The organism is Rhodococcus sp. OK519, from assembly GCF_003051005.1.
Taxonomy (GTDB): Bacteria; Actinomycetota; Actinomycetes; order Mycobacteriales; family Mycobacteriaceae; genus Prescottella.
Window position 1 is genome coordinate 563208 of record NZ_QAOW01000001.1, and the last position, 14937, is coordinate 578144.

At 68.7% G+C, this 14937-nt stretch carries 11 protein-coding genes and 1 pseudogene; 9 read left to right on the forward strand and 3 right to left on the reverse strand.

The window, feature by feature from the left end:
- The first annotated feature begins 32 nt into the window (after positions 1 to 32).
- From C8K36_RS02700 to C8K36_RS02730, 7 genes and pseudogenes are all read left to right on the forward strand, one after another.
- Positions 33 to 1592: a DNA polymerase Y family protein gene (locus C8K36_RS02700; RefSeq protein ID WP_107982883.1), complete on the forward strand. Its 1560-nt coding sequence runs from the start codon at positions 33 to 35 to the stop codon at positions 1590 to 1592.
- A 43-nt stretch (positions 1593 to 1635) separates the two neighbouring features.
- Positions 1636 to 3804, forward strand: a complete 2169-nt coding sequence (locus C8K36_RS02705) for a heavy metal translocating P-type ATPase (RefSeq protein WP_107982884.1) — start codon at positions 1636 to 1638, stop codon at positions 3802 to 3804.
- Positions 3801 to 4568, forward strand: a complete 768-nt coding sequence (locus tag C8K36_RS02710; protein WP_107982885.1) for an alpha/beta fold hydrolase — start codon at positions 3801 to 3803, stop codon at positions 4566 to 4568. The genes C8K36_RS02705 and C8K36_RS02710 overlap by 4 nt, the downstream gene beginning before the upstream one ends.
- Before the next feature lie 29 nt (positions 4569 to 4597).
- Positions 4598 to 5066, forward strand: a pseudogene (locus tag C8K36_RS02715) (hypothetical protein).
- A 149-nt stretch (positions 5067 to 5215) separates the two neighbouring features.
- Complete coding sequence (locus C8K36_RS02720) at positions 5216 to 5746, forward strand: nuclear transport factor 2 family protein (protein ID WP_107982886.1); 531 nt, start codon at positions 5216 to 5218, stop codon at positions 5744 to 5746.
- Complete coding sequence (locus C8K36_RS02725; RefSeq protein WP_107982887.1) at positions 5743 to 6615, forward strand: LLM class F420-dependent oxidoreductase; 873 nt, start codon at positions 5743 to 5745, stop codon at positions 6613 to 6615. Before C8K36_RS02720 ends, C8K36_RS02725 begins: the two co-directional genes overlap by 4 nt.
- A 52-nt stretch (positions 6616 to 6667) precedes the next feature.
- The gene (locus tag C8K36_RS02730) at positions 6668 to 7588 is read left to right on the forward strand and encodes a sucrase ferredoxin (protein WP_181319329.1); all 921 of its coding nucleotides are present in this window, start codon (positions 6668 to 6670) and stop codon (positions 7586 to 7588) included.
- A 7-nt stretch (positions 7589 to 7595) separates the two neighbouring features.
- Here C8K36_RS02730 and C8K36_RS02735 read toward each other — a convergent pair whose 3' ends face one another.
- The 3 genes from C8K36_RS02735 to C8K36_RS02745 all read right to left on the reverse strand — a co-directional run bounded on the left by C8K36_RS02735 (position 7596) and on the right by C8K36_RS02745 (position 13357).
- Positions 7596 to 9050, reverse strand: coding sequence for a flavin-containing monooxygenase (locus C8K36_RS02735; RefSeq protein WP_107982888.1), 1455 nt, complete (start codon positions 9048 to 9050; stop codon positions 7596 to 7598).
- A gap of 140 nt (positions 9051 to 9190) precedes the next feature.
- A complete protein-coding gene (locus C8K36_RS02740) occupies positions 9191 to 11185 on the reverse strand; it encodes an SDR family oxidoreductase (RefSeq protein WP_107982889.1) in 1995 nt (664 codons plus the stop codon).
- Between the two features lie 51 nt (positions 11186 to 11236).
- Positions 11237 to 13357 carry an MMPL family transporter gene (locus C8K36_RS02745; protein WP_107982890.1) on the reverse strand — a complete coding sequence of 707 codons (2121 nt, stop codon included), beginning with the start codon at positions 13355 to 13357 and terminating at the stop codon, positions 11237 to 11239.
- A gap of 169 nt (positions 13358 to 13526) precedes the next feature.
- Between C8K36_RS02745 and C8K36_RS02750 the strand changes: the two genes are divergently transcribed.
- Both C8K36_RS02750 and C8K36_RS02755 read left to right on the forward strand, forming a co-directional pair.
- Complete coding sequence (locus tag C8K36_RS02750; protein WP_181319331.1) at positions 13527 to 14126, forward strand: GDSL-type esterase/lipase family protein; 600 nt, start codon at positions 13527 to 13529, stop codon at positions 14124 to 14126.
- Between the two features lie 16 nt (positions 14127 to 14142).
- Positions 14143 to 14838: a hypothetical protein gene (locus tag C8K36_RS02755; RefSeq protein WP_107982892.1), complete on the forward strand. Its 696-nt coding sequence runs from the start codon at positions 14143 to 14145 to the stop codon at positions 14836 to 14838.
- The last annotated feature ends 99 nt before the right edge of the window (positions 14839 to 14937 follow it).

The following is a 14937-nucleotide window of genomic DNA, read 5'->3' on the forward strand; positions in this document are numbered from 1 at the left end:
GTGTGCCGAGTTCGAGTGTGCGGAGTTCGAGTGTGCCGAGTTCGCGTGTGCTGGCGGTGTGGTGCCCGGACTGGCCCGCTGTGGCAGCGGCCGCTGTCGCGGATCTGCCGGCCACCCGGCCGGTGGCGGTATTCCTGGCCAACAGGGTTGTCGCGTGTTCGGCACAGGCCCGGGCGGAAGGGGTGCGTCGTGGGCTGCGTCGCCGTGAGGCTCAGGCGAGATGTCCGGAACTTCATGTGGCGCAGTCGGACCCGGAGCGTGATGCCCGACTGTTCGAGTCCGTCGCGGCGGCCGTCGACGAGGCGGCCCCCGGTATCGAGGTGCTGCGCCCCGGGCTGCTGGTGCTGGCGGCGCGGGGCGCGATCCGCTACTTCGGCTCCGAGGAGGCCGCCGCCGAGCGACTCGTCGACGCGGTCGCGGCGGCGGGCGCCGAATGCCAGATCGGCATCGCCGACGAACTGTCCACCGCGGTGATCGCCGCACGGCACGCCGTGCTGGTGCCGGCCGAGGGTGGCGCCCGGTTCCTCGCGCCGCTGCCGATCGCCGAGATCGCGGCCGAGCCCAGTCTGTCGGCACCCGATCGCGCCGATCTGGTCGATCTGCTGCGCCGGCTCGGGCTGCGCACCGTCGGGGCCTTCGCCACGCTGTCCGCGGTGGATGTGGCCTCGCGGTTCGGCGCCGATGCCGTGCGTGCGCACCGGACCGCGCGCGCCGAGCCCGAGCGGCCGCCGTCGGCGCGGGTGCTGCCCCCGGATCTCGAGGTGGAACAGCAGTGCGATCCCCCGATCGACCGAGTCGACTCCGCAGCCTTCGCGGGGCGCGCGCTGGCCGAACGGTTGCACGTCAAGCTCGCGGCCGCGGCGGTGGCGTGTACGCGACTGCAGGTGTCGGCGAGCACGGGCAACGGTGAGCACCTGAGTCGGACGTGGCGGTGCGCCGAACCGTTGACCCCGGAGGGCACCGCAGACCGGGTCCGTTGGCAACTGGACGGTTGGCTCACCGGGCGCAGCGAGTCCCGTCCCACGGCCGGGATCACGGTACTGCGTCTGGAACCGGTGGAAGTGGTGGCTGCCGGCGCCCTGCAACTGGGATTGTGGGGCGGGGTCGGTGAGGAGGACGAGCGTGCGCGGCGGGCGCTGGTCCGGGTGCAGGGACTGCTCGGCGGCGAGTCGGTCCAGGTTGGCGTGCTCAGCGGCGGGCGTGGGCCGATGGATCGAATCACGTTGGTGCCGTTGGGTGACGAGTTGGTTCCCGCGGCCGATCCGTCGGCGCCGTGGCCCGGACGGCTGCCCGAACCGGCGCCGTCCACGGTGCTGCCGAACATTCCGACGGTGTCGCTCGAGGATCGTTCGGGCGGCCCGGTGGACGTGACCGATCGGGGCGAGTTCAGCGCCACACCCGCGCGGTTGCGCTGGGGGAGTCGAGACTGGGACGTGCAGGGCTGGGCGGGTCCGTGGTCGGTCGACGAGCGGTGGTGGGACGCCTCGGTGGGACGGGCGGCGTCCCGCGCACAGGTGCTGCTCGCCGATTCGCGGGCGTTGCTTCTCGTCTGCGAGGGAGGAAGGTGGGGAGTGGAGGGCATCTACGAGTAGCCGCAACATCCTTTGCGCGATACCCGTAGGGGGTATACGTTCGATGAGTATGAAGCCAGGTGAAGAAGCAGTCCATGGGCACCATGTGGCCGAGTCACCCGGAAATTCGGGTCACGAAGGACACTCGGGTCACGGCGAGCATTCGGGCCACGCAGGTCACGGTGATCATGCCGACCACGTCGGTCAGTTCCGGCGCCTGTTCTGGATCATGCTGATCCTCTCCGTCCCGGTGGTGGGCGCGAACATGATGTTCGCCGACCTTGTCGGATACGACCTTCCGGACAACCCTGCGGTGGAATGGATTTCGCCACTGCTGGGCACGGTCATGTTCGTGTGGGGCGGACGGCCCTTCCTGACCGGAGCGGTCAGCGAGGTCCGTTCTCGTCAGCCCGGCATGATGCTGCTGATCGCGCTCGCGATCACTGTCGCGTTCGTGTCGTCGTGGGGTTCGAGTCTCGGCATCCTCGGTCACGATCTCGACTTCTGGTGGGAGTTGGCCCTCCTCATCGTGATCATGCTGCTCGGTCACTGGATCGAGATGCGGTCGCTGGGGCAGGCGTCGAGCGCGCTCGACTCGCTCGCCGCCCTACTGCCCGACGAGGCCGAACGCATCGGCGACGACGGCGCCGTCACCACCGTCTCGACGTCCGACCTGGCGGCCGGCGACATCGTCATGGTCCGCCCGGGCGGGCGCATCCCGGCGGACGGCCGGATCGTCGAGGGCGCCGGTGACCTGGACGAATCCATGATCACCGGCGAGTCGCGGACAGTGCGCCGGGAACTGGGCGACGCGGTCGTCGCGGGCACGGTGTCGACGGACTCGGCGCTGCGCGTCGAGATCACCGCGGTCGGCGACGACACCGCGCTGGCCGGCATTCAACGTCTGGTCGCCGAGGCGCAGAACTCGTCGTCGCGGGCGCAGGTCCTCGCCGACCGGGCCGCCGCGATGCTGTTCTGGTTCGCTCTGGGCGCCGCGGTGATCACGCTGCTGGTGTGGTCGATCTTCGGCACACCGGACGAGGCGATCACCCGCACCATCACGGTCCTGGTCATCGCGTGTCCGCACGCGCTGGGCCTGGCGATTCCGCTGGTCGTGTCGATTGCGACCGAGCGCGCCGCGCGGGCCGGGGTGCTCATCACCGATCGCCGGGCACTCGAGGCGATGCGCACCGTCGACGTCGTGCTGTTCGACAAGACCGGCACCCTCACCAAGGGTGAACCGGCGCTGGTCGCGGTCGGTGCGGTCGGTGCGGTCGGTGCGGTCGGTGCGGTCGGTGAGGTCGGCGACGCCGAGGGGGCGGACGAAGACGTGATCGCGCTCGCCGCCGCGGTGGAACGCGACAGCGAACATCCACTGGGACGCGCGATCGTCGCGGCCGCCGAGCACCGGGAACTGCGGATCCCGCAGGCCACGGAGTTTCAGGCGCGCAACGGTGTCGGTGTCACCGCGACCGTCGACGGCGCGACGGTGAGCGTCGGCGGGCCGGGCATGCTCGACAGCCACGGCGCGTCCGCGCTGCCCGAGAGTGAGGAGTGGGCGGCCCAGGGATCGACGGTGCTGCACGTGCTGCGGGACGGGCGCGTGATCGGCGCGGTAGCGCTGGCCGACGAGATCCGACCCGAGTCGCGCGACGCGATCGAGGCGCTTCATGCCCGCGGGGTGAAGGTCGTGATGCTCACCGGAGATGCGCAGACCGTCGCGCGGGCGGTCGGCGACGATCTCGGCATCGATGACGTGATCGCCGGGGTGCTGCCGCAGGACAAGGGCGCCAAGGTCAAGGAACTGCAGGCCGCGGGACATCGGGTCGCGATGGTGGGTGACGGCGTCAACGACGCGCCCGCGCTCGCGCAGGCCGACGTCGGGATCGCGATCGGCGCCGGCACCGACGTCGCGATCGCGTCGGCCGGGGTGGTTCTGGTCGGCGACGATCCCCGCGCGGTCGCATCGGTGATCGAGTTGTCGCATGCGACCTACCGGAAGATGGTGCAGAACCTGGCGTGGGCGGCGGGCTACAACGTGATCTCCGTGCCGCTCGCGGCCGGTGTCCTGGCCCCGGTCGGGTTCGTGCTGCCGATGGAAGTGGGCGCGATTCTGATGTCGGCGTCGACGGTGGTGGTCGCGGCCAACGCGCAGTTGCTGCGCAGACTGAACCTCGCGCCGCAAGACGTGACCCGAGCGGTTCCCGAACGAGAGCACGACTACGCTCGATGACCGTGCAGCTCACCGAGACGACGGTCACCCGCAGCGGTCACACGATTGCCTACCGCGACAGTGGCAGTTCATCTGGGGCACATCAGGTTCCGGTGATCCTGGTCCATGGGATGGGCGGCGACAGCCGCACGTGGGATCGGTTCGCACGGGCCGTCGCCGCGCAGGACCGGCGCGTGCTGGCGGTGGATCTGCGCGGTCACGGCCGCAGCGCACGTGCCGAGTCGTACCTGTTCGGTGAGTTCGGTGACGACATCCTGGGCCTGTGCGAGGACCTGGCCTTCGATCAGGTGGACCTGGTGGGGCACTCGCTCGGCGGGCACGCCGCCTCGCGGGTGGCGCAGCAGCGGCCGGATCTGGTGCGCCGCCTCGTGCTCGAGGAGGCGCCGCTGCCGCTGCGTCCGGGCGACCCGATCCCGAACTTCGGCGGACGCCTGCCGTCGCTCGTCGAACTGTGGCACGCGACCACCAGCATGCTGCGCAGCCCCCGGGCGGTGTGGGCGTTCGACAGGTCGATGACCGCGTCCGCGCTCACCCAGTTCCACGAGCCCGATCCGTCGTGGTGGGAACGACTTCCGAACATCGAGGCCACGACGCTGATCCTGCGAGGCGGCCCCGCCGGCATGGTCGATCCGGTGCTGCTCGAGGCGGCCGTGGCCGCGATCCGCGACTGCGAGGTGCGGTCGTTCACGAGTGGGCACAGCATTCACCGCGACCGCTATCGGGACTTCGAGGCCGCGGTGTTGCCGTTCCTGAACGCGCGCTGACGTCGGTCCCGCGTGGCAGTATGCGGGACATGGCATGTGCGCGTGCAGATCGGAAACTCATCGCGTGGTCCGCGGTCTTCGTGGTGTCACAGGTCAACATCCTGCGAGACGCAGACGGCGCCGTCGGCGCGGGCGTACACCGCCGTCCTCGACGGCATGGACGACGGCGAGATCGCGCGCTACCGGAGCCACTTCCATCCCGACTTCGTGCACCCGGCCATCTACGCGACGGCCCTGCGGGTCGGGGTCCGGCGCCTCGACGAACTGTCGCCGCTGTCGCCGGCCACCAGGCGGGTACTGCTCGCCGCGCCCGTCGTGTCGGCGGCCGGCGACTACATCGAGAACGTCGCGGGCCTGTACCTGCTCGATCATCGTGACCGCATCGGCGACGGCGTCATCCGGGCGACCACCGCTGTCAGCACCACCAAGTGGGTGCTCGGACTCGGCACGTTCGCATACCTCGCGCAGGGCTTCGTTCGGGCGTGGCGGGGGCGCTGACCAGGGCGCCCCGAGCGGAACAAGTGCTGCGCAAGCATTTCGAGTTCAGAATCGACGGCGGCCGATGAAACCTATTCTCACCGATGGGTTTTCTCGATCAGCAGGATACGTGCCGCGGGGCAGCGCCGGCTTCTCTACGTTCGATCGGTATGAACGTTGAGCGTAGCGAGTGGTCCGATCGCCAGCAGATCCACGACGTCGTAATGCGGTACTGCCGCGGTATCGATCGACTGGATTTCGACCTCGTCAGGTCGGCCTACCATCCGGACGGCGTCGACCATCACACCGGCTTCGAGGGCACCTTGGACGAGTACATCGCCTGGGTCGAGCCCAAGTTGCGGGCCCGGCGCGGCGGGACCATGCACATCCTCGGCAACCATCTGGTCGAACTGCTCGGCGATACCGCGATCAGCGAGACGTACGGGACATCGGTCCACTGGGGAGAACCCGCCGATGACGCCCGAGCGAACTTCACCAGCGGCGTGCGATTCATCGACCACATGGCGTGGCGGGACGGCCGGTGGGCGATCGCCGAGCGGTGGGCCGCCCGGGAGTGGACCAGGTCGGACGCCGGCCGACTGATGCCCAAGGAGGGCGCGGGGCCGTCCGGGAGCAGGGACAGTGACGATCCGCTGATTCGGCTCCAGCGGACGCTGCGCGCAACGGAGGCAGAGGCATGAAGGTTGGAATCAGTTCGCCGATCGTGGCGCTGGCAGGCAAGCGTCCCGACTGGGAGGCCGCGGCGGGTACTGCCGAACTCGTCCGGGTGGCACAGGCAGCCGACCGACTCGGATTCGAGTACATGACGTGTGGGGACCACGTGGCCGTACCGCCGGGATTGCCACGCGGAGAACGCTTCTACGACCCACTCGCTACCTTCTCGTTCCTGGCGGGGCAGACGCGCCGACTCCGGTTTCTGCCGTACGTGCTGGTACTGCCCTTCTATCATCCGTTGGAGATCGCCAAGCGGTACGGGACGCTCGACCATCTCAGCGGCGGGCGACTGATCCTCGGGTTCGGGGTGGGGAATCTCAAGGAGGAGTTCGACATGCTCGGCGCCCCCTTCGAGGACCGTGGGCCGCGCGCCGACGACGCTCTCCGGGCGCTACGGGCGGCGCTGTCGGGGCGCATGGTGTCGTACCAGGGCCCGTACTACTCGTTTCAGGACATGGTGGTCGACCCGCACGCAGTGCAGCCTCGCGTGCCGATGTGGATCGGTGGACACAGTGAGCGCGCTCTGCGCCGCGCGGTCACCCTCGCCGACGGCTGGGCCCCGGCGCCGCAGGCGTTCCGCGGACCCAGCCCCGAGTTGATGCGGCAGATGCTCGACCGGCATGACCTGCCGGAGGGCTTCGACGTCGTCTTCTCCCCGGGTGAACGATTGGACCCCGTCAACGAGCCCGGTCAGGTGGCCGAGGTCATCGACACGGCGGAGAAGGCGGGCGCCACCCGGATCAACCTGAACGTCCGGCACGAATCGCTCGCCCACTACCTGGAGCAGCTCGAGGCATTCGCGGACATTGCGGGACTCGACCTCCAATCGGACTGAGCGAACCCCGGCCGCCAGGTTCCGCAACCTGCCGCCGGTACACAATGACGGGGTGAGTGAATCGGTACCGCAGGCTGGCCCCACGACGTGTTCCGTGCTGTCCGCGGACGAACCACTGCCCGGGACTGCCGCGCAGGTCGCGGGCTGGGTGTGCATCGAGTACCCGGGCGCGTGGGGTCGCGACGTCCTCGACGGGACGGCGCTGGGCGCTGACCTGGCGGGTGTGCTGTCGGAACGAGCCGATGCCGCCGGTGTCCGGATCATGTTCATCCGCCGCCCGGGGCGCAGCGAGCAACTGGGCGGCACCCGGACGGTCCTGCTGGCCAACTCGCACCCCGACCACGCGTGGTGCGAGCGACTCGAGATCGGCGACGTCACCGATCTGCTCGACGTCGATCTCACGAAGATCGCGGGCCCCGCACCGGGATTGGGGGAGCGCGTCGACGAACAGGTGGTGCTGGTGTGCGCGCACGGCAAGCGTGACCAGTGCTGCGCGGTCCTGGGCCGGCCCGTGGCAGCGGCGCTCGCGGACCAGTTCGGCGACGCCGTGTGGGAGTGCTCGCACACCGGCGGACATCGCTTCGCGCCGTCGATGATCCTGCTGCCCAGCGGCAACACCTACGGCCGGCTCACGCCCGCCGAGAGTGTGCTCGCAGTGCGCGCGGCGGCCGACGGCGACGTCTATCTGCCGGGTCTGCGTGGACGCAGCATCTGGGGGCCGCGCGGACAGGTGGCGGAGGTGGCGGTCCGTCAGGTGACGACGGCCGGGACGAACGAGCTGACGGTGGACGAGCACGGTCCCGAACCCGTTGTCGCGCATCGGGACGGTCGACGGTGGCAGGTGTCGGTCGAGCAGCGCGAGCTGTCGGCGCGGCCCGCCAGTTGCGGCGCGGATCCCAAGTCCGTCCGTCCTGTCGTGGCCGTGAACGTGCGCGAACTCCCCGCCGAGGTTCCGGCGGGGAGTTCGATGTAGCTGTCCGTCAGCCCGATTCGGCTACGCGCGCCGCCGGCCGGGCATGCGGCGCCCCGATCGGGATCACCTTGCGCGGCGAGCGGGCGGGGGCCGGCGTTTCGATTCCGAAGTCGTTGTCGAGGAACGATTCCGCCGAATCGTCGAGGATATTCATCCACTCGTCGTGCAGCGGGGGTGCCACGGACCCGGTCAGCGTCGAAACGTAACTGCAGTTCCGGTAGCCCATGATGTCGCTCTTCTTGTCCTTCTTCCACTGCTTGAAAAGCTCGCCCTGCTTCTCGACATGGAATTCGGGATAGTCGGTTCGATCCACCAGGTCGCGAATATAGGCCGCCTGGAAATCGATCTCCTCGGTAGCGGTCCGGAGTTTCTCCTCGCGGCTACGCCACTCGTCGATGTCGCGTTCACGGGTTTCCATGTCCGGCAATTCGATTCGGTTCAAAATGACGTCGCGCACGTACCAGGCCTGTGCGTCGAACATGTTGAACGTGAAGTACTGGTCTTGCATGCCGAGGAAGAACAACTGCGAATTCGCCTGTGAGACGACGCCTTTGTAGATGTCGCGCGGGTACAGGCGGTTGTTCGTGCGCAGGGCCAACTCGTCCGGCAGGAACGGGAAGTGGTGCTGGTATCCCGTGCACAGGACGATCGCATCCACCTCTCGGGTGCTGCCGTCCTGGAAGTGGACGGTGTTACCGCCGATCTCGGTGAGCAGCGGCACCTCGGAGAAGCCCTCGGGCCAGTCGTGTCCCAGCGGCGCCGACCGGTAGCTGAAGGTGACCTCGGCGGCACCGTACTTGAAGCACTGCGTTCCGATGTCCTCGGCGGAGTAGCTGCTGCCGATGAGCAGAAGACGCTTGCCTGTGAATTCCCGCGCGTCGCGGAAGTCGTGCGCGTGCAACACGCGCCCCGGGAAGTCCTCGATGCCCTCGAAATGCGGCACGTTCGGCGTCGAGAAATGTCCCGTCGCAACAATCACGTGGTCGAACAGCTCGGTCTCGAGCGAGCCCGACCGATGGTCGGCGACGGTCACCGCGAACCGGCCTGGCCCGTCGTCCGACGGGATGTGCTCGACCCGCCGGACGGCGGTGTCGAAGCGGATGTACTTGCGGACGTCGTCCTGGTCCACGCGGCCCAAGATGTAGTCGTGCAGCACGGCGCGGGGCGGATACGAAGGAATTGGTCGGCCGAAATGTTCCTCGAAAGAATAATCGGCGAATTCGAGGCATTCCTTCGGTCCGTTGGACCAGAGGAATCGGTACATGCTTCCGTGTACCGGTTCGCCGTGTTGATCGAGACCCGTGCGCCACGTGTAGTTCCACATGCCGCCGAGATCGCTCTGCTTTTCGTAACAAACAATTTCGGGCATCGACCCAAGACCTGATTTACGTGCCGACTCGAACGCCCTCAACTGCGCGAGGCCGCTCGGACCGGCTCCCAAAATCGCGATCCTTGGCGTCAAAGTTCTCTCCCTATTTTCGTCGATCCCTCTATCTTGCTTAGCACAGCGAAAGAAGGTTTGGCCAACTCGAAGAGGCCCCCCGAATCGAAATTCTGTGCGATTCGTGGGGCGAAATACCCGCGGTTACCAGTACAAACGCGTCACCAGTGGGTGCCGGGGATCAGTCGGGTCAGACGGCGGGCGAACCGGGCCGCGGAAGCGGTCGGACCGGTCGGTTGTGGGGCGCGATCGGACGGCTGTGGCGGGAGTTCCGGTACCGGTCCGGCCTCCCCGCGCGCCGCCGGCGAGTCGGGGAACGCGTGATACATCTGCGACAGCGCACGGTCCTTGAGTCGCGGCGCGAAGATACCGCCGAATTCGGCGAGGGTGCCGACCGGAACGTCGATGCGCTTCGGCTTTTCGATCAGCGCTCGCACCACCATTGCGGCGGCCTTCTCGGCGCTCACGGCACGGCCCGCGTTGTACCGGCCGGTCGGTGCAATCATCGGCGTCTCCACCAGTGGCATGTGAATGGTCGTGAAGGTGATGCCGTCCGACAGCGTCTCGATCGCGGCGACGTCCGCGAAGGCATCGAGGGCGGCCTTGCTCGCCACGTATGCCGCGAAGCGCGGTGTCCGAGCCTGTACGCCCGCAGTGCTGATGTCGACGACGTGGCCGAAGCGGCGCTCACGCATGTGTGGAAGCAGTGCCAGCACCATGCGGACCGCTCCGAAGTAGTTGACGGCCATGGTGCGCTCGAAGTCGTGCAGGCGGTCGGTCGAGTGGTACAGGCCACGGCGGATCGAGCGGCCCGCGTTGTTGACCAGCATGTCGACGTGATCATGATCGGCCAGAATCGATTTGACGGTGCGTTCGACGGCCTCGCTGTCGGTGATGTCGCACTGATAGGCGTGCGCGGATCCGCCGGCCTCGTGGATCTGTGACACCACGGCATCGAGTTCGTCGACACGGCGCGCGAGCAGCAGCACCGTCCCGCCCTTCGACGCGGTCGCGATCGCGGCCGCGCGTCCGATGCCGGAGGAGGCCCCGGTGATGACGACGTTCCGGTTCACCAGCGGTCCTGCAGGGTCGTTGCGGCGAGCGCGGTCGGGGTCGAGATTCTCGCGCCAGTACGACCACAGCTTCGCCGCGTACGACGGGAAGGGGGGCACTGAGATTCCGCTGTCCTGCAGGGCCTCTCGCGTTCGGTCGGTCGTGAACCGGGTCGGCAGGGTGAGATGGTCCAGGATGACCGGGGGGATGCCCATTCGGCGCAGGGCGACGTCGCGAACGCCGCGCACACGAGTGGGTGGTTCGACCAGAGGCCGGGCCAGGGCGCCGGGCAGGTCGGCGACCGGGGTGGGCGCGTGAGCGGCCTTCGCGAGCGCCGCGTAGATCGCGCGGACGGGCTGGGCGTCGGGGGAGACGAGATGAAACGTCCGCCCGTCGAGCCCGGGGCGCAGCATCAACTCGACGATCGCGGCGGAAACGAAGTCCACCGGAACCACGTTGGTGTAGCCCAGTTTCGGGACCGCGACCGGCAGCGCGGACGGCAGTTTCGCGAGCGCGGCGAGGGCGGGGAACAGGTAGTAGGGGCCGTCGATCTTGTCCATCTCGCCGGTGACCGAACTCCCGACCACCGCCGCGGGGCGGTACACCCGCCACGGCACGTCCGACGTCCGCACCAGGCGTTCGGCCTCGAACTTGGTGCGGTGGTACGGGGTCAAGAAGTGCTGACCCAGATCGAAGTCGTCCTCGGTGAAACGGCCACGATGATCGCCGGCCACCGCGATCGACGAGACGTGGTGCAAGGTCGCGCCCACTCGGGCTGCGAGGTCGATCACCGCCCGGGTGCCGTCGATATTGGTCGACGCCTGCTCCTCTCCGGCGGTGAGGTCGTAGATCGCGCCGAGGTGCAGGACATGCTCGGCCGCGGGCGGGGCGGCCTCGAGTCCCAGGCCGGGCTCGGTGAGGTCGCCGACGAGAGCGTGGACCCGGTCGCCGGAGTTCCAGGTTCGGGCCAGACGTTCGAGCTTCGACAGCGATCCGGGGCGCACCAGGACGTGGACCTGCGCGGACGGATCCCGCTCGAGTAGCCGTTCGATCGTGTGCCTGCCGAGGAACCCGGTGCCGCCCGTGACGATGTACGTGGCCATACCCCGGAACTTACTCCGAAGTAAGGAGCGTCACCAGGGGCGGACGAAATCTCAGTGTCCGAGGCCGACGCGTTCGTGCACGCGGCGCATCCACTTCGGTGCCCACCAGTTGGCCTCACCCATGAGTTTGACCACGGACGGCACCAGCAGCATCCGCACGACGGTGGCGTCGATGATGAGCGCGAGGATCATGCCCACGCCGAGGAACCGCATGATCGACAACCCCGACACCGTGAACGCACCGGTCACTACGATCAGCAGCATCGCGGCGGCGGTGACGACCCGGCCGGTGCGTTCGGCGCCGATCCGTACGGCCTCCTCGGTGGTGGCGCCGGCGGCCCGGGCCTCCACCATGCGCGACATCAGGAACACCTCGTAGTCGGTGGACAGCCCGAACACGACCGCGAGGATGAGCACCACGAATGTCGCCTCGAGTGGTGCCGGTGTCACCCCGAGTAGTTCCGCGCCGTGGCCCTCCTGGAACACCCAGGTGAGGACGCCGAACGTCGCGGCGAGGCTCAGGCCGGCCATCGCCACCGCCTTGATCGGCAGCACCACCGACCCGAATGCGAGGAACATCAGCACCAGCGTGGAGCCCACCATGATCGCGATCATCGCGGGCAGCCACTTCACGATCGAGGCGTTGCCGTCGTCGACGGTTGCCCGGCCGCCGCCGACCAGCAGTTCGGTGCCCGATGGCGCATCGATCGCCCGCAGCCCCTGCACGGCGTCCCCGGCCGCGGCGCCCTCGACGCCTTCCGCATAGAGCGCCTGGATCGCGGTGACGTCGTTCTCCGTCGCGAGCACGACGGCCTGTGCGATCCCGTCCACCTGCTTCGCCGCCGCGACGACCTTGGACAGATCACCCGGCGAGGCCGGTGCGCCGTCGGGGCCGCGCAGCACCAGCGTCGCGCCCTCGCCGGTGGACGGGAACTCGGTGGCAAGGGTCTCGGTCGCGATGCGCGCCGAGTCGTCGACGGGCAGTGCGGTGTAGGTGATCTCGCCGAGCGTCGCCTTCGTCAGCGGCGCCGCGAGCACCAGCAGGCCGGCGGTGATGCCCACCGCGACGACTGCCGGACGGCGCATGACGCGCGTGACGACCCCGCCCCAGAATTGCCGGGCGCGTTCCTCTCCGCGCTGCGCCGCCCCCTTCCGCCACGACAGCGCGTCGATGCGGTGCCCGAGGATTGCCAGCAGCGCCGGCACGACGGTCAGCGACAGCACGGCTGCGCCCGTCACGGCGGCGATCGCGCCGAAGCCGAGCGAGCGGATCACGGCCTGCGGGAACACGAGCATGCCCGCGAACGCGCACGCCAGCAGTAGACCCGAGAACAGCACGGTGCGCCCGGCGGTGAGCACGGTCCGGCGGGCCGCGTCGGCGGGTTCGGACCCGTTGGCGAGTTCCTCGCGGAAGCGGCTGACGATGAACAGGCCGTAGTCGATCGCGAGGCCCAAGCCGATCAGTGATGCGACGTTGAGGGCGAACGAACTGACCTCGGTGACCTCGGTGAGCAGACGCAGGATGCCGAGTGAACTGAGCACCGAGAGCAGGCCCACGAACACCGGGACCGAGGCCGCGACCAGGCCGCCGAAGACGAACACCAACAGCACCAGCGTGATCGGGATCGCGATCGCCTCGGCCCGGATGAGGTCGGCCTGCAGCCGATTGCTGAGTGAGACGCCGACCACGGACCCGCCCGCGAATTCGGATTCCACGCCGTCGATTTCGAGTTTCGGCAGCAGATCCGCGAAGTTGGCCACCGTCACGTGTGCGTCGGGTGAGAGCACGATGGACGCGGCCACCTTGGCGCCGTCGCTCGACAGCAGCAACTGTTTCGCCGGTGGAACCGCGGACCAGTACGAGGTCACCGACTGCGTCGGCACCTCGGCGCGGAATCGATCGAGCGTCTCGGTGACGGCCGGCTCCAGGTCGGCGAGCGTCTTGCCGGTCGGCACCGTGTAGATCGCGACGATGTCGGGGTCCTGCCGGCCGAAGGTGTCGTCGACGATCCGCGACACCTCCGCCGACTCGCTGCCCGGGTCGGTGTACCCGCCAGAGCTGAGCTTGGAGAACACGCCGGCGCCCCACACTCCCGCGACGATCACGGCGATCAGAACCACCGCCACTACCCACCACTTGCGTGCAACGACGATCGAGGCCCAGCGTGTCATTCCCGCGACTCTAGCGACATGTGCTGGCGGTCACTTCGATCCGGATCGGACCGAGGCGCCGGCACTCGGCCTGGCCGTCCATTCCGCGGGCGTCGCGGCAGGATCCCGTCGCACTGGTTGAAGAGTGGGCGCTGAGGCTCGATCTCGTGTTGCCGGCACCATCGTGCGCATGGATGGTGACGTGCGGGTGTGCTTCGTCGGCGATTCTTTCGTTGCAGGGGTGGGTGATTCCGACTTCCTGGGCTGGGCGGGCAGGGTCGCGGCGGCAACATCGGGGGATGTGGCGCTGACGGTGTACAACCTCGGGGTGCGACGTCAGACGTCGAGCGAGATCCGCTCCCGCTGGCTCGCCGAGTGCGTTCAGCGACTCCCCGAGGAGAGCGATGGCCGGGTGGTGTTCTCGTTCGGCACCAACGACACGACCGTGGAACATGGTGCGCCGCGTGTCGATCCGGACGTGTCCGTGCAGAACCTCGTCGTGATGCTGCGGGAGTGCGCGGCGATCGGGTGGCCGGTGCTGGTCGTCGGGCCGCCGCCGATCGGTGACATCGAGCAGAACGCGCGCACGGCCGAGTTGTCGGCGCGGTTCGCCGACGTCTGCGCGTCGGTCGGCGTCGAGTATGTTCCGGTATTCGACGCGCTGGCCGCCGACGCGGTCTGGATGCAGCAGGTGCGTGATGGAGACGGTGCCCACCCGGACCGCGGCGGGTATCGGGCGTTGGCTGCGCTGGTGCGGCCTGTGTGGGAGCGGTGGACACCGGCGCGCTGATACCTATGCTGGGCCGATGACGCGGACGCCGAGCATCGCTTCGCCCGAGGTCGTGACGTACGACGGACTGCCCGCGTCCGCCGGCGGTGCGCACTCGCTGCGCGCCAAGCGTCCCGACAAGGCGTTCGGGCATCTGCAGGGCTTCATGGGTGCCTGCATCGAACCGGTGTCGTCGCCGTCGTGGGTGTTCGAGATCGCTGCCGGGGGAGAGGCTGCCCCGACGGCGTCATTGGTGGGGCTCGCGTCCGAGCGCTTCGGCGGACCTCGCCATCGCTCTCGGACACACACGGAATGGAACGTTCGACCCGATGTGGTCAACGACGCGCTCGAGGTGCTCGCCGCCGCCGGACCCGACGCGGTCACGACGCACGGCCGTTCCCTCGCTGCGCTGACCTGCAGCACGCCGGTGCGTCTCGTCGACCCGGATGTGGGGGCGCCTTATCCCGACATCACTCCCGACGCCTTCGGATGTTTCGTGGTGGACGGGTATGGCCGGATTCTGGGCGACTCAGGGATCCGTGCCACCCTCGGCACCGCGGGATCCTCGCTGTCGCTGTGGCTGAACCTGCCCGCGGACGAACGGTTGGCCGCCGGCGCACGTCATCTGCAGGACAATCTCCCGTTCCGGCTGTCGGCCAAGCACTGGCGAGTCTGGCGCCCGACCCGATCCGGCGACTCCTATCGCTCCACCAGGATTCCCTCACCCCTGTAGTCCCGGGTCCGCGTTGACCCCGCGCGGCGCACGTGCCAAACTCGAACATGAGTTCGAAAGATGCGTCTTCCCCTCCGCATCTTCCCGTGCACGCAGGCC